General features: G+C 50.0%; 20 protein-coding genes. 12 read left to right on the top strand and 8 right to left on the bottom strand.

Going from position 1 to position 17,595, the window contains the following annotated elements; genetic code table 11:
- Window positions 1-14 precede the first annotated feature (14 nt).
- From AAYN39_RS05585 to AAYN39_RS05575, 3 genes are all read left to right on the top strand, one after another.
- Window positions 15-752 (top strand): phosphatase, encoded by a 738-nt coding sequence (locus AAYN39_RS05585; RefSeq protein WP_000283643.1) that lies wholly within the window; start codon window positions 15-17, stop codon window positions 750-752.
- A gap of 23 nt (window positions 753-775) precedes the next feature.
- The gene (locus tag AAYN39_RS05580; protein WP_001001883.1) at window positions 776-1,330 is read left to right on the top strand and encodes a molecular chaperone; all 555 of its coding nucleotides are present in this window, start codon (window positions 776-778) and stop codon (window positions 1,328-1,330) included.
- A 100-nt stretch (window positions 1,331-1,430) separates the two neighbouring features.
- Window positions 1,431-1,913 carry a DUF1097 domain-containing protein gene (locus AAYN39_RS05575; RefSeq protein WP_001546652.1) on the top strand — a complete coding sequence of 161 codons (483 nt, stop codon included), beginning with the start codon at window positions 1,431-1,433 and terminating at the stop codon, window positions 1,911-1,913.
- Window positions 1,914-1,950: 37 nt separating this feature from the next.
- On the opposite strand, the gene csgG is transcribed toward AAYN39_RS05575, so the two are convergent.
- From csgG to csgD, 4 genes are read right to left on the bottom strand one after another with little or no spacing between them, the layout of a single operon-like run.
- Complete coding sequence (gene csgG, locus AAYN39_RS05570; protein WP_001137620.1) at window positions 1,951-2,784, bottom strand: curli production assembly/transport protein CsgG; 834 nt, start codon at window positions 2,782-2,784, stop codon at window positions 1,951-1,953.
- Window positions 2,785-2,810: 26 nt separating this feature from the next.
- The gene (gene csgF / locus AAYN39_RS05565; protein ID WP_001264073.1) at window positions 2,811-3,227 is read right to left on the bottom strand and encodes a curli production assembly/transport protein CsgF; all 417 of its coding nucleotides are present in this window, start codon (window positions 3,225-3,227) and stop codon (window positions 2,811-2,813) included.
- A gap of 26 nt (window positions 3,228-3,253) precedes the next feature.
- A complete protein-coding gene (gene csgE, locus AAYN39_RS05560) occupies window positions 3,254-3,649 on the bottom strand; it encodes a curli production assembly/transport protein CsgE (RefSeq protein ID WP_000833307.1) in 396 nt (131 codons plus the stop codon).
- A gap of 28 nt (window positions 3,650-3,677) precedes the next feature.
- The gene (gene csgD / locus AAYN39_RS05555) at window positions 3,678-4,304 is read right to left on the bottom strand and encodes a biofilm master transcriptional regulator CsgD (protein ID WP_000481516.1); all 627 of its coding nucleotides are present in this window, start codon (window positions 4,302-4,304) and stop codon (window positions 3,678-3,680) included.
- A 755-nt stretch (window positions 4,305-5,059) separates the two neighbouring features.
- Here csgD and csgB point away from each other — a divergent pair.
- The 6 genes from csgB to AAYN39_RS05525 all read left to right on the top strand — a co-directional run bounded on the left by csgB (window position 5,060) and on the right by AAYN39_RS05525 (window position 8,902).
- A complete protein-coding gene (gene csgB / locus AAYN39_RS05550; protein WP_000791653.1) occupies window positions 5,060-5,515 on the top strand; it encodes a curli minor subunit CsgB in 456 nt (151 codons plus the stop codon).
- Window positions 5,516-5,556: 41 nt separating this feature from the next.
- Window positions 5,557-6,012 carry a curli major subunit CsgA gene (csgA, locus tag AAYN39_RS05545; RefSeq protein WP_000771416.1) on the top strand — a complete coding sequence of 152 codons (456 nt, stop codon included), beginning with the start codon at window positions 5,557-5,559 and terminating at the stop codon, window positions 6,010-6,012.
- A 61-nt stretch (window positions 6,013-6,073) separates the two neighbouring features.
- On the top strand, window positions 6,074-6,400 hold the full coding sequence (gene csgC / locus AAYN39_RS05540) for a curli assembly chaperone CsgC (RefSeq protein WP_000557254.1): 327 nt from the start codon (window positions 6,074-6,076) through the stop codon (window positions 6,398-6,400).
- 131 nt (window positions 6,401-6,531) lie between these two features.
- Complete coding sequence (locus AAYN39_RS05535; protein WP_000111254.1) at window positions 6,532-6,852, top strand: type 1 fimbrial protein; 321 nt, start codon at window positions 6,532-6,534, stop codon at window positions 6,850-6,852.
- Window positions 6,853-6,939: 87 nt separating this feature from the next.
- Complete coding sequence (gene ymdB, locus AAYN39_RS05530) at window positions 6,940-7,479, top strand: O-acetyl-ADP-ribose deacetylase (protein ID WP_000203944.1); 540 nt, start codon at window positions 6,940-6,942, stop codon at window positions 7,477-7,479.
- The gene (locus AAYN39_RS05525; protein WP_000976323.1) at window positions 7,415-8,902 is read left to right on the top strand and encodes a phospholipase D family protein; all 1,488 of its coding nucleotides are present in this window, start codon (window positions 7,415-7,417) and stop codon (window positions 8,900-8,902) included. The genes ymdB and AAYN39_RS05525 overlap by 65 nt, the downstream gene beginning before the upstream one ends.
- A 16-nt stretch (window positions 8,903-8,918) precedes the next feature.
- On the opposite strand, the gene mdoC is transcribed toward AAYN39_RS05525, so the two are convergent.
- Window positions 8,919-10,073 (bottom strand): glucans biosynthesis protein MdoC, encoded by a 1,155-nt coding sequence (gene mdoC / locus AAYN39_RS05520; protein WP_000100054.1) that lies wholly within the window; start codon window positions 10,071-10,073, stop codon window positions 8,919-8,921.
- Between the two features lie 271 nt (window positions 10,074-10,344).
- On the opposite strand from mdoC, the gene mdoG reads away from it, so the two are divergent.
- The 3 genes from mdoG to AAYN39_RS05505 all read left to right on the top strand — a co-directional run bounded on the left by mdoG (window position 10,345) and on the right by AAYN39_RS05505 (window position 14,717).
- Window positions 10,345-11,880, top strand: a complete 1,536-nt coding sequence (mdoG, locus tag AAYN39_RS05515) for a glucans biosynthesis protein MdoG (RefSeq protein WP_001562609.1) — start codon at window positions 10,345-10,347, stop codon at window positions 11,878-11,880.
- Window positions 11,873-14,416 carry a glucans biosynthesis glucosyltransferase MdoH gene (gene mdoH / locus AAYN39_RS05510; protein ID WP_001044602.1) on the top strand — a complete coding sequence of 848 codons (2,544 nt, stop codon included), beginning with the start codon at window positions 11,873-11,875 and terminating at the stop codon, window positions 14,414-14,416. Before mdoG ends, mdoH begins: the two co-directional genes overlap by 8 nt.
- 73 nt (window positions 14,417-14,489) lie before the next feature.
- Window positions 14,490-14,717 carry a YceK/YidQ family lipoprotein gene (locus AAYN39_RS05505; protein WP_001217832.1) on the top strand — a complete coding sequence of 76 codons (228 nt, stop codon included), beginning with the start codon at window positions 14,490-14,492 and terminating at the stop codon, window positions 14,715-14,717.
- Here AAYN39_RS05505 and AAYN39_RS05500 read toward each other — a convergent pair whose 3' ends face one another.
- The 3 genes from AAYN39_RS05500 to AAYN39_RS05490 form a co-directional block, all read right to left on the bottom strand.
- Window positions 14,718-15,092 carry a MysB family protein gene (locus AAYN39_RS05500; RefSeq protein ID WP_000180050.1) on the bottom strand — a complete coding sequence of 125 codons (375 nt, stop codon included), beginning with the start codon at window positions 15,090-15,092 and terminating at the stop codon, window positions 14,718-14,720.
- 81 nt (window positions 15,093-15,173) lie between these two features.
- Window positions 15,174-16,388: a multidrug efflux MFS transporter MdtG gene (mdtG, locus tag AAYN39_RS05495; RefSeq protein WP_000075040.1), complete on the bottom strand. Its 1,215-nt coding sequence runs from the start codon at window positions 16,386-16,388 to the stop codon at window positions 15,174-15,176.
- Between the two features lie 154 nt (window positions 16,389-16,542).
- A complete protein-coding gene (locus AAYN39_RS05490) occupies window positions 16,543-17,463 on the bottom strand; it encodes a Kdo(2)-lipid IV(A) acyltransferase (protein WP_000163974.1) in 921 nt (306 codons plus the stop codon).
- Between the last annotated feature and the right edge of the window lie 132 nt (window positions 17,464-17,595).

Below are 17,595 nucleotides of genomic sequence, written 5' to 3'. Positions count from 1 at the left end.
TACAGGAGAGAGCAATGTATCCCGTTGACCTGCATATGCATACCGTCGCCAGCACTCATGCCTACAGTACTCTGAGCGATTATATCGCGGAAGCCAAACGCAAAGGCATTAAACTTTTTGCGATTACCGATCATGGTCCGGACATGGAAGATGCGCCGCATCACTGGCATTTTATTAACATGCGCATCTGGCCGCGTCTGGTTGACGGCGTGGGGATACTGCGTGGCATTGAGGCGAATATCAAGAATATTAACGGTGAAATTGATTGTTCCGGAAAGATGTTCGACTCGCTGGATCTGATTATCGCAGGCTTTCATGAGCCCGTTTTTGCGCCGCATGATAAAGAAACCAATACTCAGGCGATGATCGCGACCATCGCCAGCGGCAAGGTGCATATAATTAGTCACCCCGGAAATCCAAAGTATCCAGTGGAGGTTAAAGCCATCGCGCAGGCGGCGGCGAAACACCATGTAGCGCTGGAAATCAACAACTCTTCTTTTCTGCATTCGCGTAAAGGAAGCGAAGATAATTGCCGCGCGGTCGCTGCCGCCGTACGCGATGCGGGAGGCTGGGTAGCGTTAGGCTCTGATTCCCATACGGCCTTTACGCTTGGCGATTTCACCGAATGCCGGAAAATTCTGGATGCGGTGAATTTTCCGGAAGATCGAATCCTGAACGTCTCTCCGCAGCGCTTACTGGCCTTTCTCGAATCACGCGGTATGGCGCCTGTACCGGAATTTGCCGAACTTTAATCGTTATTTACGGGAAGATATCAATGAATGAGTTTTCAATCCTGTGCCGTGTGCTGGGATCGTTGTTTTACCGCCAACCGCAAGATCCTTTACTGGTTCCGCTGTTTACGTTAATCCGTGAAGGTAAACTGGCGGCAAACTGGCCGCTGGAGCAGGATGACATGCTGGCGCGTTTACAGAAAAGCTGCGATATCACGCAGATTTCCACTGATTACAATGCGTTATTTGTTGGGGAAGAGTGCGCGGTAGCGCCATACCGCAGTGCGTGGGTCGAAGGCGCGGAAGAGTCTGAGGTGCGCGCTTTTTTAACGTCGCGAGGGATGCCGCTGGCCGATACGCCTGCCGATCACATTGGCACTTTATTGCTCGCGGCCTCCTGGCTGGAAGATCAGTCTGCCGAAGATGAAAGTGAAGCGCTGGAAACCTTATTTGCCGATTATCTGCTTCCCTGGTGCAATACCTTCCTCGGTAAAGTTGAAGCCCATGCCGTTACGCCATTCTGGCGCACTCTGGCGCCGCTAACGCGTGATGCGATAGGGGCCATGTGGGATGAACTTCAGGAAGAAGATGAAGAATAATGTGATGTAAATCACCATTAACTGCAACGGGTTTTGCATCATTGCATAAAATGTGTGCGTGATCTCATTAATGTGCCGCTTTTCTGTTATGATGCGCGCCATGAACATACTTCTTTCTATTGCTATCACTACGGGCATCCTTTCTGGAATATGGGGATGGGTGGCCGTCTCCCTGGGGTTACTAAGCTGGGCCGGTTTTTTAGGCTGTACGGCTTATTTCGCCTGTCCGCAGGGCGGCTTTAAGGGATTGTTGATTTCCGCCTGTACGCTGTTAAGCGGTATGGTGTGGGCGCTGGTCATTATTCACGGTAGCGCGTTGGCGCCGCATCTGGAAATTGTCAGTTACGTGTTGACGGGGATCGTGGCATTCCTGATGTGTATCCAGGCAAAGCAGCTATTGCTTTCTTTTGTTCCGGGAACATTTATCGGCGCCTGCGCGACATTTGCAGGGCAGGGTGACTGGCGGTTGGTATTACCGTCGCTGGCGCTGGGGCTAATCTTTGGCTATGCCATGAAAAATAGTGGGCTATGGCTGGCATCACGCCGCGAGCAACATTCAGCGAATACGGCGGTCACAAAATAAAAAAGCGTGGGGTTTTCCCCACGCTTTGTCGTATTCATCAGGATTCTGGCGGTACTGACAGCTCACGGTATTTCACCAGAATATCATTTTGCCTGTCCGCTTTATTCTGCAAATCCCACAGTCCGCGATCGATACCATCATTAATGAGGAAGATAACGCCGGTTTCAATGGCTGACATCAGACACAGCATCACCGGTTCGTTCGAGGTATAGCCGATTTCGCCTTCCAGTAAGCGCTGGTAATCAATAAAACGGAACACGCCTGCCTGTACTTCATAGGAAAGGATCGTTTTACTGGTGTTCACCGAAGAAAGGATCTCGCCCGTACTGACGTTAACCACGCGCAGGTTGACAGCAATCTGATCCAGCTGATACTGCGTATCGGCGCCAATACCGAAATATCTTGCGCCGACCCCGCCGGATTTGACGTTACTTTCATAACCAATAATAGAACCTTCCACCATAATATTTGCCGCCGTCAACGACTGAAGCGGGATACGGTTATTCATCGCCACGGTGCCGTTTTCCTGGGCTGCGCGAATAATTTTCCGTTCATTCAAAAGATTCTGTAAGCCTTGTCGTTCTAGTGGGATAAACCAGCGCGAATCTTTCAGCGCGGTGACCAACATAGCGGTGGCGCTCTGCGGCACAGCCGTGGAAAAGTTACTTGCCGGGTAAGGTTTAAATTGGCCCGTTTCATCCTGAATGTTATATACCGAAACAAAGATCTTACCGGTGGGAGCAGGTAAGTGCGTCAAATCTTTGTAACTTTGTGCGCGGGGCATTAATGTCGGTTTCGCAGCTTGTTTCGGCGGGGCAGTTAAGCATCCGCTCAACAATAAAACGGCAACCAAAATAAGTAAGCGCGGCATGATTTATATCCTTTAGTGACTGTAGCTTAAAAATCGGTTGACTGAGTTTGTAAACCTGACACTTCGATGGTCGAGGTTCTTCCCGTTTTTCTGTCCGTGACGTTGAGCTGGAGCTGTCCGTCGCGATTAGCGATATCGATAATAAAATCATTGGTCACCATACGTCCTGGTTTTCCGGTATTAATATTGGTCAACAAGCCGCCCAGAATTTGCGATTGAATAGCCTGCGTAAAGTTATCCAACGCTGAGGGGGTCTCGATACCAAAATCGTTATCATAAGCGGGGTCTTTATATGAATTTTGCGCCTGGGCGCTATTCAATAAAAAGGAACCGTTATTGGGGTTTCCACCAAAGTTAGGATTACGGAACTGGAACGTCATATTTCCAGCCCAGGTTAATGGCGAAAAAAGCATGAGCAGCACTACTGCATGTTTAACACGCATGACAGCCTCCGGATAAAAATCATGTTTTAGAATTCATCACGCGCTAAATCACTCGTACTTAATAGCGTTTGATCTATTTGTCGGCGATTTAATGCTTCCTCTGTTTGCGCTAATGCGAAGACGACGGTTTTCTCGAAGTCTCTTTTCATTGGAAATAAAAAGGTCTGGAAAATAACGTCCTGATTTACCGTTATGGTGATCCAGCTTCCCCAACGCGCACTGGGTCTTTCATTAATGGTCAGATTGCCGGTGTATTCGCTTTCCCATTTGTCGCTGAATGCACGATAGAATTCATGTCCTATCGAAGAGACGGTATGGTCGGTTAACAATCCGGGAACCTCGACTTCAACTTCATTGGCATGCAGGTTTCCGGTAGCGAACAGTAACTCTGCTGCTACAATCCAGGTCAGATAGCGTTTCATGGCCTTACCGCCTGAGATTATCGTTTGCTCATGAAACTGCCTGGGTGCGATTTTTGACAGCTATCTTTTTGAAAAGATTATAAAGATGTGTCTTAACCGTATTCTCGCTGATAAATAGCGACCTGGCGATTTCATTATTAGAGGCACCAATACGTAACTTATTGAGGATCTCTTTTTCGCGATGAGTGAGTAATGCGGACTCGGTGCTGTTGTAGCGGTAATTTCCTGAGTGTGTAATCAGGTAACTGGCTAATTTTTGTGAAAAATAGCATTCGCCCCGCAGAATACCCTGTAATCCGCTGACCACGTGTTCCTGGTCTTCAGTGGCGTAAAACACGCCGTTAATATGAGGCCAGTTTTCAATTTCACGGTAGGGATAATCGTCAGGGGTATTTAACAATAATGTTTTTATATTATTGTTTTTGCGGCTTAAATTATCCTGCCAATAGTGGATAAGCTTCTTATCCGCTTCCATCATATCCATTAAAACAATGCAACCGGCTGAGATATCTTCCAGAGAACGTTGAATATTATGCAGTTTTCCGGTTATGGCCAGCGATTGCTTTAAATGTTGCAATAATGCCGTAGCTTGCAGAGATGGCTTTGTGATCAACAATAGTGTGTGACCATGACTACTATGGACTTCATTAAACATGATGAAACTCCACTTTTTTTAATCGCACATCTGACAGCTGCCCCCATAAAATAAAGGCACCAGAAGTACTGACAGATGTTGCACTGCTGTGGGTTGAAATAGCCCATTATCCAGAAAGAGAAAAATATTTACGAAAATACTTTTAACTGTTTTCAATCTAGCCATTACAAATCTTAAAGCAAGTGTTAAACTTGTAACAAGATGTAAAAATATATATTAAAATGTTGTTTTTGGGTTTTTTTGAAGTTTAGATTTGATAGTAAAGTTGTACATTTCGCTGTTATTGCATAGATTTAAAAAATCATACAAATTATAATAATTCATTGATTTTTAATCATTTTAATTATTGTATGTCATGTTTTGATTTTATTTTTTCTTAAAATTTGAGACGTGGCATTAACCTGGACAGCACAAAGACAAAAAAAAACGAAGTGTGTCACGTCTTGTGCGTATTGCCCCCCATGGGAAGCATAAGAACATCCCCATGGCGGCATAACACACACCAACACTTCATTTTTTAGGTGCGCGATACACTATCTTCTGTGGCCAAAAATCAATTATAAAAAATCACATGGCTATCGTTTTATTAGCACTTTGGTATGAGCTTAAATAACAAAATACCACGCGTGGGTGAGTTATTAAAAATGTTTCCACGGACATACTCTTCATCGTAACGACGCGTTAACAAAAAACGCATGTCGCTAACAAGGTAATAGATAATTTTCGCTATGTACGACCAGGTCCAGGGTGACAGCATGAAAAACAAATTGTTATTTATGATGTTGACAATACTGGGTGCGCCTGGGATTGCAACCGCGACAAATTATGATCTGGCTCGTTCAGAGTATAATTTTGCGGTAAATGAATTAAGCAAGTCTTCATTTAATCAGGCGGCCATTATTGGTCAAGTCGGCACGGATAATAGTGCCAGAGTACGCCAGGAAGGATCAAAACTATTGTCCGTTATTTCACAAGAAGGAGAAAATAATCGGGCGAAAGTCGACCAGGCAGGGAATTATAACTTTGCGTATATTGAGCAAACGGGCAATGCCAACGATGCCAGTATATCGCAAAGCGCTTACGGTAATAGTGCGGCTATTATCCAGAAAGGTTCTGGAAATAAGGCCAATATTACCCAGTACGGTACGCAGAAAACAGCAGTTGTAGTGCAGAAACAGTCGCATATGGCTATTCGCGTCACCCAACGCTAATACCGTTACGACTTTTAAATCAATCCGATGGGGGTTTTACCATGAAACTTTTAAAAGTGGCAGCATTCGCAGCAATCGTAGTTTCTGGCAGTGCTCTGGCTGGCGTCGTTCCACAATGGGGCGGCGGCGGTAATCATAACGGCGGCGGCAATAGTTCCGGGCCGGATTCCACGTTGAGCATTTATCAGTACGGTTCCGCTAACGCTGCGCTTGCTCTGCAAAGCGATGCCCGTAAATCTGAAACGACCATTACCCAGAGCGGTTATGGTAACGGCGCCGATGTAGGCCAGGGTGCGGATAACAGTACTATTGAACTGACTCAGAATGGTTTCAGAAACAATGCCACCATCGACCAGTGGAACGCTAAAAACTCCGATATTACTGTCGGTCAATACGGCGGTAATAACGCCGCGCTGGTTAATCAGACCGCATCTGATTCCAGCGTAATGGTGCGTCAGGTTGGTTTTGGCAACAACGCCACGGCTAACCAGTATTAATTTAGCGTCTGCGCTAATAAAAAAACAGGGCGTAAGCCCTGTTTTTTTTCGGGAGGAAATTATGCATACTTTATTGCTCCTTGCCGCACTTTCAAATCAGATTACGTTTACCACGACTCAGCAAGGCGATATTTACACGGTGATCCCTCAGGTCACATTAAACGAACCCTGCGTCTGTCTGGTGCAAATTCTCTCTGTGCGCGACGGCGTCGGGGGACAAAGCCATACACAGCAAAAACAAACGCTATCTTTACCTGCTAATCAACCGATTGAGTTGTCTCGTCTTAGTGTAAATATATCTTCAGAGGACTCGGTTAAAATTATTGTTACTGTTTCGGACGGACAATCACTGCATTTATCACAACAATGGCCGCCTTCTGCACAGTAGTTTTTGATGGTGGCGGAAATGGATTGGCTGACCTGGGTATTAAAGAGGCGATAAAAGCGTCTCATCGTCTCGGCATGTCGCTAAAAGGTAACGCCGAACCCTCGAGGATGACTAATCATTGAGGAGTTAACATGTCCGTAATCAAGAAAAATATCCCTGCCATAGGCCTGTGTATCTGCGCTTTTTTTATCCATTCTGCGGTAGGGCAACAAACGGTACAGGGCGGCGTTATCCATTTTCGCGGCGCGATTGTTGAGCCACTGTGCGATATTTCTACTCACGCCGAAAATATTGATTTAACCTGCCTACGCGAAGGTAAAAAGCAAATGCACCGGATAGACCTTCGGCAGGCATCTGGATTACCGCAGGATATTCAGTCCATTGCGACGGTACGGCTGCATTATCTCGATGCGCAAAAAAGCCTGGCGGTGATGAATATTGAGTACCGTTAACGGCGGTGTCATAGATATAAAAAGAGCGACTCTGTTGAAAGCCCTGCTGTACACTTTGCAGATAAGGTGAGACAAAAGGGGGGGGTTATGACATCACGTCTTCAGGTCATACAGGGTGATATCACTCAACTTAGCGTCGATGCGATTGTGAATGCCGCTAACGCATCATTAATGGGCGGCGGTGGCGTAGACGGCGCAATTCATCGCGCGGCGGGGCCGGCATTGCTGGACGCCTGTAAACTCATCCGTCAGCAACAGGGCGAATGTCAGACGGGACATGCGGTTATCACGCCTGCTGGCAAGCTTTCGGCAAAGGCGGTTATTCACACAGTGGGGCCCGTCTGGCGAGGCGGCGAACACCAGGAAGCTGAGCTACTCGAAGAGGCATACCGGAATTGTTTGCTGCTTGCCGAGGCGAATCACTTTCGTTCCATCGCTTTTCCGGCAATCAGTACCGGCGTTTATGGCTATCCACGCGCCCAGGCCGCTGAAGTCGCCGTCAGGACGGTTTCAGATTTTATTACCCGTTACGCTCTGCCTGAACAGGTATACTTTGTCTGTTATGATGAAGAAACTGCCCGGCTTTACGCAAGATTACTTACTCAGCAAGGCGACGACCCTGCCTGATAAAACACGCCTGGAGCGTGCCGTTGAACCGCTATGCGCGCGCCATCCCGGAGAGTGCGGCATTCTTGCGCTGGATAACAGTCTGGACGCTTTTGCCGCCCGCTACCGCCTGACCGAAATGGCGGCGCGGACGCTGGATGTGCAGTATTATATTTGGGAAGACGATATGTCCGGGCGGCTGCTCTTTTCGGTTCTGCTGTCGGCGGCGAAGCGCGGCGTTCATGTTCGTCTGCTGCTGGATGATAACAATACGCCTGGTCTGGATGATACGTTGCGCTTGCTGGATAGCCATCCTAATATCGAAGTTCGTCTGTTTAATCCTTTCTCTTTTCGTACGCTACGCGCGCTGGGATATTTGACGGATTTTGCGCGGCTGAATCGGCGGATGCACAATAAAAGTTACACTGCCGACGGCGTAGTGACGCTGGTCGGTGGGCGCAACATCGGCGATGCCTATTTCGGCGCTGGCGAGGAGCCGCTATTTTCCGATCTGGACGTGATGGCCATTGGCCCGGTGGTCAATGATGTCGCCAATGATTTTGAACGTTACTGGCGCTGTAGTTCAGTGTCGACATTGCAGCAAGTATTATCCCTTTCTGAGCAGGAACTGACGCAGCGTATCGAACTTCCCGAATCCTGGTATAACGATGAGATCACCCGCCGTTATCTGCATAAGCTGGAAACCAGCCAGTTTATGGCGGATCTCGATCGCGGAACGTTGCCGCTGATTTGGGCAAAAACACGCTTGCTTAGCGATGACCCTTCTAAAGGCGAGGGGAAGGCGCAGCGCCATTCGCTTCTTCCGCAGCGATTATTTGACGTGATGGGGTCGCCGACGGAGCGTATCGACATTATTTCCGCTTACTTTGTCCCTACGCGCGCAGGCGTGGCGCAGTTGCTTAATCTGGTCAGGAAAGGTGTGAAGATCGCCATCTTAACTAACTCTCTGGCGGCCAACGATGTGGCGGTCGTTCACGCAGGGTACGCGCGCTGGCGCAAGAAATTACTGCGCTATGGCGTGGAGCTCTACGAACTGAAACCGACCCGCGAACATGAAACCGCCGTACATGATCGCGGACTCACCGGGAACTCAGGTTCCAGCTTACATGCTAAAACGTTCAGTATTGATGGTAGTAAGGTGTTTATCGGGTCGCTTAATTTTGATCCCCGTTCAACGCTTTTAAATACCGAAATGGGCTTTGTCATTGAAAGTGAAACGCTGGCGACGCTTATTCATAAGCGTTTTACGCAGAGCCAACGCGATGCGGCCTGGCAACTGCGGCTGGATCGCTGGGGACGAATTAACTGGATCGATCGTCAGCAAGAAGAGGAAAAGGTGTTAAAGAAAGAACCCGCTACGCGTTTCTGGCAGCGAGTTCTGGTACGGTTGGCGGCAATTTTACCTGTGGAATGGTTGCTGTGAACCCGCGCGCGGAAAACTACCCGATCGCGGCGCGGCTTTCTTGTTTTACCGGCGGTTTACCTGAAAAGAGAAATTTCAGGAGCGGGATGCGTAAATGAATTTCATACAGAATTAACGCAATACCCATAACAAATATCAGCCCGCACAAGAACCCGATCAGGTTGGAGGAGATATGCGGTGTAATATACGCGCCAAAGAAAAGCGTTAAGGGATGATGCACCAGATAAATAAACAGCGAAGCATTCACGAAATAGGTGACACGCGCGGACTGAAAGTTTAACAAGCGATGCCCCAGTGAAAATACCACGTTCACCATCCATAGCCCCATTACCATCGTAATCACGGATTCGGTTTCGTACATCCAGGCGTCGCCGCTCCCATAACGTTGATTCAGCAGATACGCGATAAAAGCAACGGCAGCGCCTAAAGTGCATCCGCGTGAGGGCGTGGTGAAGCGCGCTTTCAGATCGGGGTGAATGAAGGCCAACGCGCCGAGAATAAAAAACGGCACATAAAATAGCGTTTGCATCACAATAAAATTGAACATGCCGTCACTGAGGATTGCCGGATATACGATGAATATAATGCGCCTGATAGCAGCGTACGCCACCCCCAGCAGGAAAAAAATAAGCGAAAGTTTGGCCAGCGAAATAGCGGCGGGACGAGGCTTGCTTGTTTCCTGCCTTTTTTGGAACCAGGTAAAAATCCCGATGCTGACGGTGGTTAATATCACCAGCACCAGTAAAAACCACAGATGTGAAATGAGTTCCCACGCTAACGTATTATATTTTTCATAGGCAGAGAGTGTAGGCCAGTTCTCTGTTTTCTCTTTGACATATTGCAACAGGATAAATTGCGGCAAGGTAAGCAAAGGGATTGCGGTAAGCATGGGAATACCCACACGTTCTACCCGTACTTTCCACCAGTGTTTTAATGGATAACGTAAAAATAACATGTACGAAAAATAACCAGAAATAACAAAAAACACCTGCATACGAAAAGCGTGGATAAAATCGTTAAACAGGGTTAGCCACCACGATGGCGCGGCGCTATTGACATGCCAACTGTGAGTGGAATAGATCAACGAGATATGAAAGGGAATCCCTAACAACATCAGCCATGCGCGGATAGAGTCAAGAAAATATTCACGCGGCGCGGGTACAGAGCTCATATAAGGTCACGTATTCTCAGATTTTTCACCTTATCCATAAGGCGAATTATAGTTACATTCGGTAGCAACCCTACACCAACTCCGACAACCTGTCTCCAGGATAAGCACGCAAAGTGAAAACAGGCGCGGGAGGTGCTTAATCCATGAGCCAGCGCGCTGAACAAAGCCTGGATTCAGTTGTCGTAATGCCTGATTATCCATTAAAATGGATCGGATCGATATAAGCACACAAAGGGGGAAGTGCTTACTTATTATGAAACATAAACGACAAATGATGAAAATGCGTTGGTTGGGCGCAGCTATTATGTTAACGCTCTACGCATCATCGAGCTGGGCGTTCAGTATTGATGACGTGGCAAAACAAGCTCAATCTTTAGCCGGGAAAGGCTATGAGGCGCCTAAAAGCAACTTGCCCTCCGTTTTCCGCGACATGAAATATGCGGATTATCAGCAGATCCAGTTTAACAGCGATAAAGCCTACTGGAACAACTTAAAGACCCCTTTTAAGCTCGAATTTTACCATCAGGGGATGTACTTCGATACGCCGGTCAAGATTAACGAAGTGACGGCGACGACGGTCAAAAGAATCAAATACAGCCCGGATTACTTCAATTTTGGCAATGTTCAGCACGATAAAGACACGGTAAAAGATTTAGGCTTCGCCGGGTTCAAAGTCCTGTACCCCATTAACAGTAAAGATAAGAACGACGAAATCGTCAGTATGCTTGGCGCCAGCTATTTCCGCGTTATCGGCGCAGGCCAGGTGTATGGCTTATCTGCGCGCGGCCTGGCGATTGATACCGCCTTACCATCTGGTGAAGAGTTTCCCCGCTTTCGCGAGTTCTGGATTGAGCGTCCAAAACCCACCGATAAGCGTTTGACCGTCTATGCATTACTGGATTCTCCGCGCGCGACCGGCGCTTACCGTTTTGTGATCATTCCTGGCCGCGATACCGTGGTGGACGTGCAGTCAAAAGTCTATCTGCGCGATAAGGTGGGCAAGCTGGGCGTTGCGCCATTAACCAGTATGTTCCTGTTTGGGCCAAACCAGCCGTCGCCGACGACCAACTATCGTCCGGAATTGCATGACTCGAACGGCTTATCCATTCATGCGGGTAATGGCGAGTGGATTTGGCGTCCGCTGAACAATCCAAAACACCTCGCTGTGAGCAGCTATGCGATGGAAAACCCTCAGGGATTCGGCCTGTTGCAGCGTGGTCGCGAGTTCTCGCGCTTTGAAGATTTAGACGATCGCTATGACCTGCGTCCAAGCGCCTGGATTACCCCGAAAGGCGACTGGGGCAAAGGTAAGGTTGAACTGGTTGAAATTCCGACCAATGATGAAACCAACGATAACATCGTCGCTTACTGGACTCCGGATCAACTGCCGGAACCGGGTAAAGAGATGAACTTCAAGTACACTCTGACCTTCAGCCGCGATGAAGATAAACTTCATGCGCCGGATAATGCCTGGGTGCTGCAAACACGCCGCTCAACGGGCGACGTTAAACAGTCGAATCTGATTCGCCAGCCCGACGGCACTATTGCCTTTGTGGTGGATTTCGTTGGCGCCGACATGAAAAAACTGCCGCCGGATACGCCCGTCGCTGCACAAACCAGCATTGGCGATAACGGTGAAATCGTTGACAGTAATGTACGCTATAACCCAGTCACTAAAGGCTGGCGTTTAATGCTGCGCGTGAAAGTCAAAGACGCGAAGAAAACCACGGAAATGCGTGCCGCATTGGTGAATGCCGATCAGACGCTAAGTGAAACCTGGAGCTACCAGTTACCTGCCAATGAATAAAACAACTGAGTATATTGACGCACTGCTGCTTTCTGAACGTGAGAAAGCGGCATTGCCGAAAACTGACATCCGCGCCGTGCATCAGGCGCTGGATGCCGAGCATCGGACTTACTCGCGAGAAGACGATTCACCGCAGGGTTCCGTAAAAGCCCGCCTTGAACACGCCTGGCCGGATTCATTGGCGAAGGGGCAGTTAATTAAAGATGATGAAGGGCGCGATCAGTTGCAGGCTATGCCAAAAGCGACGCGCTCTTCGATGTTTCCTGATCCCTGGCGAACCAACCCGGTTGGCCGTTTCTGGGATCGCCTGCGTGGGCGGGATGTAACGCCGCGCTATGTTTCTCGTCTGACAAAAGAAGAGCAGGCGAGTGAGCAAAAATGGCGTACCGTCGGCACTATACGCCGCTATATTTTGTTAATTTTGACTCTGGCGCAAACCGTCGTCGCGACCTGGTATATGAAGACCATTCTGCCCTATCAGGGATGGGCGCTCATCAATCCTATGGATATGGTGGGGCAGGATATTTGGGTCTCCTTTATGCAGCTCCTGCCCTACATGCTGCAAACCGGTATCCTGATTTTGTTTGCCGTGCTGTTCTGCTGGGTGTCTGCCGGATTCTGGACGGCGCTGATGGGCTTCCTGCAACTGCTTATCGGGCGCGATAAGTACAGTATCTCCGCGTCTACGGTTGGCGATGAGCCCCTCAATCCGGAACACCAGACGGCGCTGATCATGCCTATCTGTAATGAAGACGTTAGCCGCGTTTTCGCCGGTCTGCGCGCGACCTGGGAGTCCGTTAAAGCCACAGGCAACGCCGCGCATTTTGACGTCTATATCCTTAGCGATAGTTATAACCCGGATATCTGCGTGGCGGAGCAAAAGGCGTGGATGGAGCTCATCGCGGAAGTGCAGGGCGAAGGCCAAATTTTTTACCGTCGCCGCCGCCGCCGTATGAAACGCAAAAGCGGCAATATTGACGATTTTTGCCGCCGCTGGGGCAATCAGTACAGCTATATGGTGGTGCTGGACGCGGACTCAGTGATGAGCGGCGAGTGTCTGAGCGGGCTGGTGCGCCTGATGGAAGCGAACCCTAACGCCGGGATTATCCAGTCTTCGCCGAAAGCGTCGGGGATGGATACTCTGTATGCCCGCTGCCAACAGTTCGCGACCCGTGTTTATGGACCGCTGTTTACCGCCGGGCTGCACTTCTGGCAGTTGGGGGAGTCGCACTACTGGGGGCACAATGCCATTATCCGCGTGAAGCCGTTTATCGAGCACTGCGCTCTGGCGCCGCTGCCGGGAGAAGGTTCGTTCGCCGGATCGATTCTTTCCCACGACTTTGTGGAGGCGGCGCTAATGCGTCGGGCAGGGTGGGGCGTCTGGATTGCCTACGATCTCCCCGGCTCCTATGAAGAGCTGCCGCCAAACCTGCTGGATGAGCTTAAACGCGACCGCCGCTGGTGTCACGGCAACCTGATGAACTTTCGTCTGTTCCTGGTGAAAGGAATGCACCCGGTGCATCGCGCCGTGTTCCTGACCGGGGTAATGTCATACCTGTCCGCGCCGTTATGGTTTATGTTCCTCGCGCTTTCTACCGCGCTGCAGGTCGTTCATGCGTTAACAGAGCCGCAATATTTCCTTCAGCCGCGCCAGCTTTTTCCGGTCTGGCCGCAGTGGCGTCCGGAACTGGCAATCGCGCTGTTTGCGTCAACGATGGTGCTGCTGTTCCTGCCGAAGCTGCTCAGTATTATGCTGATCTGGTGTAAAGGCACCAAAGAGTATGGCGGTTTCTGGCGCGTTACGCTGTCGCTATTGCTGGAAGTGCTGTTCTCCGTGTTGCTGGCGCCGGTGCGTATGCTGTTTCATACCGTGTTTGTGGTCAGCGCGTTCCTCGGCTGGGAAGTGGTCTGGAACTCACCGCAACGCGACGATGATTCTACGCCGTGGGGAGAAGCCTTTATGCGTCACGGCTCTCAACTGCTGCTGGGGCTGGTCTGGGCGGTGGGTATGGCGTGGCTGGATTTACGCTTTCTGTTCTGGCTGGCGCCGATTGTCTTTTCGCTGATTCTGTCGCCATTTGTTTCGGTGATCTCCAGTCGTTCAACGGTAGGATTACGCACCAAACGCTGGAAGCTGTTCCTGATCCCGGAAGAGTATTCGCCGCCTCAGGTGTTGGTCGATACCGATAAATATCTGGAGATGAATCGCCGCCGTATTCTGGACGATGGCTTTATGCATGCGGTATTTAACCCGTCGCTTAATGCGCTGGCGACCGCGATGGCCACCGCGCGTCACCGCGCCAGTAAGGTGCTGGAAATAGCCCGCGATCGTCATGTGGAGCAGGCGCTAAACGAAACGCCGGAGAAACTGAACCGCGATCGGCGTCTGGTTTTGCTCAGCGATCCGGTGACGATGGCGCGTTTACACTATCGGGTCTGGAATGCGCCAGAGAGATACTCTTCCTGGGTAAACCATTATCAGTCTCTCGTCCTGAATCCGCAGGCGTTGCAGGGACGAACATCGTCAGCGGGATAAGGTCTTCAGGTCTGGAGTGAGGTGAAAAATACCGGCGTGATGCCGGTATTTTTATAGTGAAATGAGGTATCAGGTGCGTATATTCGCGGTGAGCATAATGGTGATTACCCTGAGCGGCTGCGGCAGTATTATCAGCAGAACGATCCCCGGACAAGGACACGGCAACCAGTATTACCCTGGCGTGCAGTGGGATATGCGTGATTCCGCATGGCGCTATATCACTATCCTCGATCTGCCCTTCTCACTGATCTTCGATACACTGCTACTGCCGCTCGATATTCACCACGGGCCTTATGAGTAATTAACGCTCATCCCATTCGTCTGCCGCAGTACGGCCTTCCTCGGTATCAAGCGGGGGTTCAAGCTGGAATTCCCCTTCATCCCATTCATGCAAAGTATTCTCTTCCTGCCATTCCTGGCGGATCTCTATCTCATCATAATCGCCGTCAAACACGCTCTGTGCGGCTTCACCACTCAGCATCGGCAGACATTCGCCATCTTCACCTTCATCGGCGAAAAATTCGACCTGCCACATGATGTCCCCATCCTGCAGTACATATTTCTGAACGTTGAACTGCTGCACATTCGCTTCGTCTTGTTCGAGGCCTGGATGGTCAGCCAGAAATTCTTCCCGGGCTGCATCGATAGCTTCTTCCAGCGTGGCATACATGGTCATCAGTGTCTCCCTTTGATTTGACGAGGTATTTAGGGAAAGAATAGCTGATTCTGTGATATTGCAAGTATGAAAGCGCAAAAATCATTCTATTGCCAGTCTGCGCCGTCGTAAGCTGTTCCATGAATAGATAGCATTGAACAACACCACGCCTGCCGTGACGCAGAATACGGCGCGGAAGCCATAGCTCGCGGAAATTGCGGCACCCATGAGAGGGCCGGTGACGTTGCCGATATCGCGGAAAGATTGGTTGTAACTGAATATGCGCCCGGCTATCTGGTTGGTAGAGTTGTAAACCAGCAGAGTTTGAACGGCTGGCAGCAGCGCGCCATCCGCCGCGCCAAGCAGAAACCGCAATAGCGCGAGCTGCCACGGCGTTTGCACAAAAGACATTGGAATCAGCAGCAGTACGGAAATAATCAGCGCGACGATAAGGATCTTTTCCGGGCCAATTCTGTCGCCGAGCTTGCCGAGCCGGGGGGCGCTAAGTAATGCCGCCACGCCGGGAACGGACGCTATCATCCCGCTAATGAACGCAATATTACTGACATTTCCCGCGAGTTCGCGCACATAGAGCGTCAGGATGGGCGCAATAGACCCCGTCGCCACCTGAATAATCAGCGTGGTGACAAACAGGCTTAACACCAGGCGGGGATTTTTTAACGAGGCGACCACTTCCCGAACGTGAAGCATCTCTTTTTTGCTCACCGGCAGGAAATTCTCGCGAATAAAAAAGAAGGTGAGCAGAAAACAGATAAACAAAACGCTGGCGGTAATAAAAAAGACCGGGCGAAGGCCGTAATGGTCGGCGAGCAGACCGCCCGCAAGTGGGCCAAGCAGAGCGCCGCTGACGCCGCCAGTAGAGAGCGTCCCTAACGCCCAGCCGCTTTTGTGGCGCGGCACCTGAGTGGCGATGAGCGCATTGGCGTTGGGAATAAATCCGCCCAGCAGGCCTAATAACGCGCGGAGGATCAGAAATTGCCAGATATTTTGCGCCATGCCCATTAACAGCATCACAATGGCCATGCCGAGAGCGGAACGCAACAGTATGATCTTACGCCCTTTACGATCCGCCAGACCGCCCCAAAAAGGGGAAGCGATAGCTGAAAAGAGGAACGTAATACTAAAGACCAGCCCGGACCACATGTTGAGCGCGCTATGGCCTGTTACGCCGAGTTGCTCAACGTAGAGAGGGAGAAAAGGCATGACCAGACTGAATGCCGCGCCGGTTAAAAAACAGCCCAGCCAGGTAACGGTTAGATTGCGTTTCCAGTTTATGGGGACATCAGAGGGTGACATAGTGTTCCACAGTATGATGCGCGTTTTGCGCTATCATCAATTTAATTATGAGCGTACTAATTATAATTATGCGCCGACCTTACCAGCCTCGCAATGTGGGGAGCTTTTAAAGCTAAAAGAGGGGAAAAATTGCAGCCTGACGGCTGCAATCCTGTCAATAGCGCGACGGTACGCCTTCAGGGCGAGTTTTAAAGCGGCGATGCAGCCACATATACTGCTCTGGCGCCATCATAATGCACTGCTCAACAATCTTATTCATCCATGCGGCAGTCGCTTCTGCGCTCTCCAGCGGAGGCGAATATTCCGCAGGAAGGATGATCAGTTCGTAGCCTTTCCCGTCGGGTTTACGGCGAGGCACGGAGGGGATAATACAGGCTTTAGACATGCGCGCGAGCATCCAGGTACCGGAGGTCGTAGCGGCCTGGTCGACGGCGAATAACGGTACAAAGACGCTGGCGCGCGGGCCATAATCGTGATCCGGCGCATACCAGATCAATTCGCCGCTTTTCAATGCCTTAACCATACCTTTCAGATCTTTGCGATCCAACATCGATTTATTGGAGCGTAAGCGCCCCCAGGTCTGTAACCAGTCGAGCAACGGATTATCATTCGGGCGATAAACGCCGATACCCGGGTTATGCATACCAAACATGCGGGCGCCAAACTCAAGGGTAAGGAAATGTATTCCTACCAGAATGAACCCCAGCCCCTGCGCCTTAACTTCACGGATATGCTCCAGACCGCTCGCTTCCATCCAGCGGTTCACTCGCCGATCGGGCCAGAACCAGGCCATGCCGGTTTCCATCACGCCCATACCGACGGATTCAAAGTTTTTGACCACCATGGTGTGGCGTTCCTGCGCGCTCATTTCCGGAAAGCATAATTCAAGGTTGCGATAGGCGATTTTCGCGCGGCGTTTCATTACGCGTCGCGCCAGGTGGCCCAATGCGCAACCCAATTTATAGATGACCGGGTAGGGGAGTTGCACGACCAACCAAAGCGCGCCTATACCCAACCAGGTTAACCAATAGCGCGGGTGCAGTAAGGCCACGGAGAACTTAGGCAACTTCGTCATTTCTATCCTGTCTTTCAACGAACAATTCTCCGTATTCTCGCATCTTTTTGCGTTGAGCAAAAATATGTAGCAGGAGAGTGGCGATTAAATCGACAATTGTTGTTAATTATTTAGCGTAAAGCAGGAAATGTA

Source organism: Salmonella sp. K21076, assembly GCF_039650795.1.
Lineage (GTDB): Bacteria > Pseudomonadota > Gammaproteobacteria > Enterobacterales > Enterobacteriaceae > Salmonella > Salmonella enterica.
This window is presented reverse-complemented; position numbering and strand designations above follow the sequence as displayed.

Coding starts and splice junctions, on each gene's coding strand:
- csgB (WP_000791653.1), top strand. CDS start 5,060: ATGAAAAACAAATTGTTATTTATGATGTTGACAATACTGGGTGCGCCT.
- csgA (WP_000771416.1), top strand. CDS start 5,557: ATGAAACTTTTAAAAGTGGCAGCATTCGCAGCAATCGTAGTTTCTGGC.
- csgF (WP_001264073.1), bottom strand. CDS start 3,227: ATGCGTGTTAAACATGCAGTAGTGCTGCTCATGCTTTTTTCGCCATTA.
- csgC (WP_000557254.1), top strand. CDS start 6,074: ATGCATACTTTATTGCTCCTTGCCGCACTTTCAAATCAGATTACGTTT.
- AAYN39_RS05500 (WP_000180050.1), bottom strand. CDS start 15,092: ATGACCATGTATGCCACGCTGGAAGAAGCTATCGATGCAGCCCGGGAA.
- mdoH (WP_001044602.1), top strand. CDS start 11,873: ATGAATAAAACAACTGAGTATATTGACGCACTGCTGCTTTCTGAACGT.
- mdtG (WP_000075040.1), bottom strand. CDS start 16,388: ATGTCACCCTCTGATGTCCCCATAAACTGGAAACGCAATCTAACCGTT.
- AAYN39_RS05580 (WP_001001883.1), top strand. CDS start 776: ATGAATGAGTTTTCAATCCTGTGCCGTGTGCTGGGATCGTTGTTTTAC.
- AAYN39_RS05525 (WP_000976323.1), top strand. CDS start 7,415: ATGATGAAGAAACTGCCCGGCTTTACGCAAGATTACTTACTCAGCAAG.
- AAYN39_RS05535 (WP_000111254.1), top strand. CDS start 6,532: ATGTCCGTAATCAAGAAAAATATCCCTGCCATAGGCCTGTGTATCTGC.
- AAYN39_RS05585 (WP_000283643.1), top strand. CDS start 15: ATGTATCCCGTTGACCTGCATATGCATACCGTCGCCAGCACTCATGCC.
- ymdB (WP_000203944.1), top strand. CDS start 6,940: ATGACATCACGTCTTCAGGTCATACAGGGTGATATCACTCAACTTAGC.
- csgD (WP_000481516.1), bottom strand. CDS start 4,304: ATGTTTAATGAAGTCCATAGTAGTCATGGTCACACACTATTGTTGATC.
- csgE (WP_000833307.1), bottom strand. CDS start 3,649: ATGAAACGCTATCTGACCTGGATTGTAGCAGCAGAGTTACTGTTCGCT.
- csgG (WP_001137620.1), bottom strand. CDS start 2,784: ATGCCGCGCTTACTTATTTTGGTTGCCGTTTTATTGTTGAGCGGATGC.
- AAYN39_RS05575 (WP_001546652.1), top strand. CDS start 1,431: ATGAACATACTTCTTTCTATTGCTATCACTACGGGCATCCTTTCTGGA.
- AAYN39_RS05490 (WP_000163974.1), bottom strand. CDS start 17,463: ATGACGAAGTTGCCTAAGTTCTCCGTGGCCTTACTGCACCCGCGCTAT.
- mdoG (WP_001562609.1), top strand. CDS start 10,345: ATGATGAAAATGCGTTGGTTGGGCGCAGCTATTATGTTAACGCTCTAC.
- mdoC (WP_000100054.1), bottom strand. CDS start 10,073: ATGAGCTCTGTACCCGCGCCGCGTGAATATTTTCTTGACTCTATCCGC.